At 38.1% G+C, this 7,362-nt stretch carries 6 protein-coding genes and 1 tRNA gene; all 7 read left to right on the top strand.

Annotated elements, in window-relative coordinates:
* Positions 1–125 precede the first annotated feature (125 nt).
* The 7 genes from K6D58_RS04950 (at position 126) to K6D58_RS04920 (ending at position 7,358) form a co-directional block, all read left to right on the top strand.
* Positions 126–198 (top strand) — tRNA-Phe (locus K6D58_RS04950).
* 187 nt (positions 199–385) lie between these two features.
* Complete coding sequence (gene eno, locus K6D58_RS04945; RefSeq protein ID WP_296828236.1) at positions 386–1,687, top strand: phosphopyruvate hydratase; 1,302 nt, start codon at positions 386–388, stop codon at positions 1,685–1,687.
* 227 nt (positions 1,688–1,914) lie between these two features.
* Positions 1,915–3,072, top strand: a complete 1,158-nt coding sequence (locus tag K6D58_RS04940; protein ID WP_296828234.1) for a UDP-N-acetylglucosamine--N-acetylmuramyl-(pentapeptide) pyrophosphoryl-undecaprenol N-acetylglucosamine transferase — start codon at positions 1,915–1,917, stop codon at positions 3,070–3,072.
* Complete coding sequence (locus K6D58_RS04935; protein ID WP_296828232.1) at positions 3,069–3,542, top strand: CvpA family protein; 474 nt, start codon at positions 3,069–3,071, stop codon at positions 3,540–3,542. Before K6D58_RS04940 ends, K6D58_RS04935 begins: the two co-directional genes overlap by 4 nt.
* Entirely contained in the window at positions 3,542–4,786 is a 1,245-nt protein-coding gene (locus K6D58_RS04930; protein ID WP_296828230.1) for a DNA polymerase III, read from the top strand. The genes K6D58_RS04935 and K6D58_RS04930 overlap by 1 nt, the downstream gene beginning before the upstream one ends.
* Complete coding sequence (locus tag K6D58_RS04925) at positions 4,783–6,003, top strand: sensor histidine kinase (RefSeq protein ID WP_296828228.1); 1,221 nt, start codon at positions 4,783–4,785, stop codon at positions 6,001–6,003. The genes K6D58_RS04930 and K6D58_RS04925 overlap by 4 nt, the downstream gene beginning before the upstream one ends.
* Positions 6,000–7,358, top strand: a complete 1,359-nt coding sequence (locus K6D58_RS04920) for a sigma-54-dependent transcriptional regulator (RefSeq protein ID WP_296828226.1) — start codon at positions 6,000–6,002, stop codon at positions 7,356–7,358. The genes K6D58_RS04925 and K6D58_RS04920 overlap by 4 nt, the downstream gene beginning before the upstream one ends.
* Positions 7,359–7,362: the final 4 nt, after the last annotated feature.

Here is a 7,362-nt window from a genome sequence, read left to right as displayed (position 1 = left end):
TATTAAAAGTCTATTGCTTATAGAACAAAAAATCAATTAAAAATAGTTAAGTATTTTTTTTTATAAAAAAAGGAAAAATGCGGTGGACATTTTTTTTTGTAAAGTATATATTCTACTCATCACTTGCCGGTGTAGCTCAGCTGGTAGAGCGGAGGACTGAAAATCCTTATGTCGTCAGTTCGATTCTGACCGCTGGCATGTTAAACCTTCCGATTTTCGGAAGGTTTTTTTTTATTTTAAATCCTCCTTATTCAAACCTCTTTTCTTAATACAACTTTCTTTAATGCTATTGAATAAAAAGCGTTTTTTGGTTAGATTAAGCTAATTTAAGTTAGTGATATCTAATCTTATCAGTTAACAAATCAATATCTTTTATGGAGGAAATATGAAATCCACTAAAATCGTAAAGGTAATCGGACGTGAAATCATTGATTCCCGCGGTAATCCTACTGTAGAAGCAGAAGTACATCTTGAAGACGGTACTGTTGCTCTTGGAACAGCTCCAAGCGGTGCTTCAACAGGTGAATTTGAAGCTCTTGAACTTAGGGACGGAGATAAATCCAAGTTTGGAGGAAAGGGTGTTTCTAAGGCTGTAGCTAATGTAAACGGTACAATCAATGACGTTCTTGCAGGTCTTAATGCTGCTGACATTTATGCTGTTGATGCTGCAATGCTTAAGGCTGACGGAACAAAAGACAAGTCTAAGCTTGGTGCAAATGCTATTCTTGCAGTTTCAATTGCCTGTGCCCGTGCTGCAAGCTATTCACTTCAGATTCCTCTTTACCGCTTCCTTGGTGGTCTTCAGGGAACAAAACTTCCTGTACCAATGATGAACATCCTTAACGGTGGTGCTCATGCTGATTCAGCAGTTGATACTCAGGAATTTATGATTATGCCTGCAGGTGCTCCTTCATTTAAAGAAGGTCTGCGCTGGTGTACAGAAGTATTCCACAAACTTCAGGCCCTTATTAAAGAAATGGGTGATGTTACAGCTGTAGGTGATGAAGGTGGATTTGCTCCTAATAAACTTAAGAGTGACGAAGAAGCTATTGAAAAGATTCTTGAAGCTATTAAGGCAGCCGGCTATGAACCTGGAAAGGACTTTATGATTGCAATGGATGCTGCATCTTCTGAATGGAAGTCTCCAAAAGGAAAAGGTTTCTATCATCAGCCAAAGTCAGGCAAGGATTTTACAACAGACGAACTTATCGCTCACTGGGAATCCCTTGTAGACAAGTATCCTATCGTTTCTATTGAAGACGGTCTTGATGAAGAAGACTGGGACGGATGGGTTAAGATGACTGCTAAAATCGGACACAAAGTTCAGCTTGTAGGTGATGATCTTTTTGTTACTAACGTTGAACGCCTTTCTAAGGGTATTAAACTTGGTGCTGCAAACTCTATCCTTATTAAACTTAACCAGATCGGTTCAGTTTCTGAAACTCTTGAAGCTATTAAGATGGCTCACAAGGCTGGATATACTGCAATTTCTTCACACCGCTCAGGCGAAACAGAAGATACAACTATTGCAGACCTGGCAGTTGCCCTTAATACCTGTCAGATTAAGACTGGTGCTCCTAGCCGTACAGAACGTGTTGCTAAATATAACCAGCTTCTCCGTATTGAAGAAGAACTTGGTGACAGCGCATGCTATCCTGGTTTTGGTGCATACAACATTAAAAAATAAAAGACCATAAAATAATAAAACCGTAAAAATAATTTAAAAAAATCCCTGATGTGTACCATCTGATGGCTGAAGGACTTCTCTTTGCTTTCAGATGGTACATTTTTTTTGTTTAAAATGCCGGCTTTGTTTTTTTTGTCGTGTTGGTCTATATTGTTCTATATATGGAAACTTTCTTCATTAAGCTTTATACTATCAGGGATAATTTGCTTAACCTGAAGGTTTGAAAAATGAAAAATAAAGAAAAGGTAATAAAAATAGTTTTTGCCGGCGGTGGTACCGGTGGTCATATTTATCCTGGAATTGCAGTAGCTGATGAAGTTAAAATTCTTGCCGGTCAGTCAGGAAAAAAAGTTGAATTGTACTGGATGGGAAATTCTGCAGGAATGGACAGGGGTATTGTAGAAAAGAACCTTTCGTCTGCAGGTGGAAGTATAGATGCCTTTATTGGTATTCCTTCCGGTAAGTTAAGAAGATATTTTTCTTTTAAGAATTTTCTTGATATTTTTAAAATCGGTCTTGGCTTTATAAAGTCGATTTTTGTTTTGATAAAAATTAAACCTGACTGTCTTTTTTCTAAGGGTGGATTTGTCAGCGTTCCTCCATGCAGGGCTGCAAGATTATTAAAGATTCCTTACTTTACCCATGAGTGTGATTTTACTCCGGGACTTGCAACAAGACTTAATGCAGGGGGAGCAAAGAATGTTTTTGTTTCCTATGAAGATACAAAATCTTATTTTAAGGGCGCTGCTGCTTCTAAATGTATTGTAACCGGAAATCCTGTCCGTCCTGTTTTTTATGAAGACAGGAAAGCCCAGGGACTGGAATTTCTTGGAATAGCTGCTGATCACAAAAAGCCTGTACTTCTTGTTCTTGGGGGAAGCCTGGGGGCTACTCAGGTAAATAATCTTATTGTAAATAATCTTGATTATCTTAAAGAGCGTTTTATTGTTGTTCATCAGACAGGAAAGGCTTTTGCTGATGCCAATCCTGATATTATGAATTCCGGGGATGACAGCTATAAACCTTATGCCTTTATTTATGGAGAAATGCCGGCTGTAATTCAAAGTGCAGATGTAATTGTAGCAAGGGCAGGGGCCAACTCTTTGTGGGAATGTGCTGTCTGCGGAAAGCCTATGGTTCTTATTCCTCTCTGCGGTTCAGGTACAAGGGGAGACCAGGTGGACAATGCCCGTTATTTTGAAGAAAAGGGTGCAGCCTTAGTTTTAGCAGGAGAAGATGCTGATGACAAAAACCTTAAGGAAAAAACAGCCTTCTTCCTTGATGAAGAAAAAAGAAAATCCTATTCATCTGCAGCTCTTTTAATGTGCGGTCAGAAAAGTGCCTTTGAGATTGCAGAAAGAATCCTTAAAGAGGTAGATGCATGACCTATGATATAATCTTCCTTCTTGTAATATTTCTCTGTATTGTAATGGGACTTATTAAGGGCTTTATAAATTCCCTTTTTGGAATGGGAGCTCCTGTTCTTTCAATATGGATATCTGCTTTTTTTTACAAGAAGCTGGCTTTTTATCTTGCAAATTATATTCAGTCTGATGCAGCTGTTCTTGTTCTTTCTTTTGTAATTATTTTTGTTTTTGTATTCCTTGCCCTAAAACTTTTTCAGCAGCTTGTGAATAAAATCTTTGGAGGAGAAATATTCCGTTCCCTGGACAGAATACTGGGACTTCTTTTTGGTTTTGCAGAAGGTCTTGCCCTGGTAATCTTTATGATATTTGTAATTTCAATAATCCCGGAACAGAAATTTAATGAAGGGGTAAAAAAATCCCACACCTATGAAATTACAGGTAAGTTTGTTTCATTCCCTAAAATCCATATTCCTAAGGTGACAAAGTAATGTTTGAGAACGTTTTATATCAGAATGCAGCAGATCTTCTTATTGAAGACATAGCAAAAGACACTCTTCCCCGTTCCATACTTTTTTACGGACCATCTTCATCTGCAAAAACAACAGCCGCCCTTGAACTTGCCAGGGTGCTTTCCTGCAGGGGAACTCCTAAAGGTGAATGGAACTGCAACTGTGAAAGCTGTCAGAGACACAAGGCTTTAGTAAGTCAGAACACTCTTTTACTTGGTGCAGGTAACAGAACTTTAGAAATTGCTGCAGCAAAAAAATCTTTATTAACCCAGTTCCTGCAGAACTCAAGTCACCTTGAATCCAGCCGCTATTTTTATGTAAGGGCTGTAAGAAAACTTACTTCAAGGTTTTCTCCTGTTCTATGGGAAGGTGAAGACAAGCTGGCAAAATTTTCTCCCCTGGTTCAGGCTGTAAATGAAAATCTTGAACTTATAAATCCAGGTAAGGCTTTTCCAGAAGAAGAAGAATTCCGCCGTATCCTTGATGATATAGAAAAAAACTGTGACAAGCTTGAGTCTTCTTTTTTGTATGAATCCCTGCCTGTTTCTCAGATTCGTAATTTTTCCAGCTGGGCTCATTTAAGTGCAGTTCACGGTAAAAAAGTTCTTATAATAGAAAATGCAGACCGTATGCAGGAGGGGGCCAGAAATGCCCTTCTTAAGATTCTTGAAGAGCCGCCGGAAGATGTTCTTTTTATTCTGACAACTGCAAAGAGATCTTCAATTCTTCCTACAATTTTATCCAGGGTAAGAACCTATTCTTTTGTAAAGAGAAGTCAGCCGGAAGAAGAAGAAGTTTTAAAAAGGGTTTTCCATTTTATTCCTTCTTATAATCAGACCATGCCGGAAAGTATTGATTCTTATTTATCATCCTTTCTTCCTGTAAATCTTGATACGGTTGCACAGTCAGCTGCAGATTTCTTTAAGGATATTGCAGAAGGTCATGTGCCTGATGTAGCTTCCATCGTTACTTCCTGCAAGAGTTTTGAACCCCGTATGGTTTTTAAAATCTTTCTTGATGGAATTATTAAGGCTCAGAAAAATCTCCTTCATTCTCCTGCAGGTTCTGTATGTTCCCAGGGAATATTGAAGGAATTAAAATCTTCATATAATAATGTTACCGTTTATAATCAGAATCCTGCTGCTGCTCTTGAAATGCTTTCAAGAAACCTTATGCAGATTAATCATCTTTCTGGCGGTGCATTCAGAGAGGCTTTGCATTGAACGAGTTTTTTAAAAAGGCTTCCAGTAAAATAAGCAAACTTTCCCCAGAACAGCTTACTTCTTTAATAGAAGCTTTGTATTCAGAAAACAACAGTTTTCATTCAATACTGGAGAGTCTTTCTACAGGACTTATTATTACAGACAATGACTGGCATATTATTCAAAAAAACAAGGCTGCAGACAGACTTCTTCAGTTAAAGCACAGGTCTTCTGATTCTCTTGAAAGTAGCATTGTATGGGACTGTATTGAAACAGAAGAAATTGCTTCTTTTTTACGAAATGCTTCCAATAATAAAAACACAAATATAAGTGATGAGTTTTCAATTCCTACGGAAAGCGGTGTAAGGTTTGTTACTGTAAGTGTGCTTCCTCTTGTTCAGAAAAATGTTCAGGATAAAACAAAGGTTTGTACTTTAATTACCGGTTCCATAATTACCGTTGATGATATTACTTCAAAACGTCAGCAGGAAATTATTCTTCACAGAATGGAAAGTCTTGCAAGCCTTACTAATCTTGCAGCATCTGTTGCCCACGAAATTAAAAATCCTCTTGGTGCCATAAGCATTCATATTCAGCTTTTGCAGAAGGCTGTTAAAAAGGCCAGGGCTGGTGACGGACTTTTACCACAACCTAAGTTTATGGAAAATTATCTGGATGTTGTTAATGAAGAAATATCCAACCTTAATAAAATAGTTCTTGATTTTCTTTTTGCCGTAAGACCTGTTCATTCAAATATGGAACTTACTGATGCAGATAAAATCGTAGAAAAAACAGCTGATTTCTTTATTCCTCAGTTTAAGGAAAATGGGGTTGAGCTTGAGACCAGGCTTTGTCATAAGGAGCAGAGGCTTTTAATTGATGAAAAACTTTTTAGGGAAGTGCTGATTAATATTTTGCAAAATGCCCTTCATGCAATAAATTCTTCTAAAAAAAGTGACGGCCGTGTTTTGATTCTTTCTGAATGTGATGAAGAAAAATACATTCTTAAATTAAGGGACAATGGCTGCGGTATGGATGAAAATACTGCTTCTCATGTTTTTGAACCATATTATACTACAAAGGCAGACGGTACAGGGCTGGGCCTTACAATGGCTTATAAAGTGATTAAGGAATTCAGGGGAGATATTAGTGTTGATTCAGAAGCCGGAAAGGGAACTGAGTTTACGATTACAATACCAGTGCCACAGAAAGACACTAAGCTTTTAGGTGAAAAATGAAATTTACAATTCTTATTATAGATGACGAAAAAAATATCCGCGAAGGACTTGCCGCTAATTTTGAACTGGAAGACTACAACGTAAAGACTGCAGCTTCTGGAGAAGAAGGTCTTGAGTATGTGGCAAAAGGTGATATTGACCTTGTAATCAGTGATTTAAGGATGAACGGCATTGGTGGAGAAGAAGTCCTTCAGCGTGTTACGGCTCAGACTCCTGGTGTACCGGTAATAATTCTTACCGGACATGGAGACGTTAACTCTGCTGTAGATGCCATGCGTCACGGAGCCTACGATTTTTTACTTAAGCCTGTAGATCTTGATCAGCTTACAATGATTGTAAAAAGGGCTCTGGAAAACCGTCAGCTTCGTCTTGAACACCAGCAGCTTAAAAAAGAAGTAGAAGATGCGTCAGTCTTTTCTTCCATGATTGGAAAATCTTCTGCCATTATGAAGATGCAGGAGACTATCCGTAAGGTTGCAGACAGTCGTGCCTCTGTTCTTATAACAGGAGAAAGCGGTGTAGGTAAGGAACTTGTTGCCAGGGCCATTCATAATTATTCTTCAAGAAAAGATAAGGAAATGATAAATGTACACTGTGCAGCCTTAAGTGAAACCCTTCTTGAAAGCGAACTCTTTGGTCATGAAAAGGGTGCCTTTACGGGAGCAGAACATCTTAAGAAAGGCCGCTTTGAACTTGCTCATGGTTCGACAATTTTTCTTGATGAAATCGGAGAAATCAATCAGAGCGTACAGATAAAAATATTAAGGGTACTTCAGGAAAAAAAATTTGAAAGGGTTGGTGGTGAACAGACTATTGATGTTGACGTAAGGGTTGTGGCCGCTACAAACCGTAATCTTGAAGAAGAAGTAAAGAAGGGTAACTTTAGGGAAGATTTATATTACCGCCTTAATGTTGTACACATTCATGTTCCTCCTTTAAGGGAACGTAAGGAAGATATTCCTCTTTTGATTCAAAGTTTTCTTGATGAATTTAACCGGGAGAATTCAAAAAATATAGAAGGTCTGGATGCAAAGGCAAAGTCTGCCATGTACAAGTATGACTGGCCTGGTAATATTCGTGAGCTGCGTAACTGTATGGAAAGTGCAGTTGTAATGTCTTCCGGAAATCATATCAGTCTTGAAGATTTACCTCCTGCTGTGGCAAAAAAATCTGAAGGTGAATCCATAAGTATTCCTTTAGGCCAGAGTCTTGAAGAAACAGAAAAGACTGTAATTCTTGAAAACCTGGCAGCTAATCGTAATAACAAAAGTAAAACTGCAGACCTTCTTGGTATAGGAAGAAAAACATTGCAGCGTAAACTTTCTGAATGGGGCATTGATTCTTCAGGAGAATAAATTT

This window comes from Treponema sp. (genome assembly GCF_024696245.1).
In the GTDB taxonomy this organism is placed as follows: Bacteria; Spirochaetota; Spirochaetia; order Treponematales; family Treponemataceae; genus Treponema_D.
This window is presented reverse-complemented; position numbering and strand designations above follow the sequence as displayed.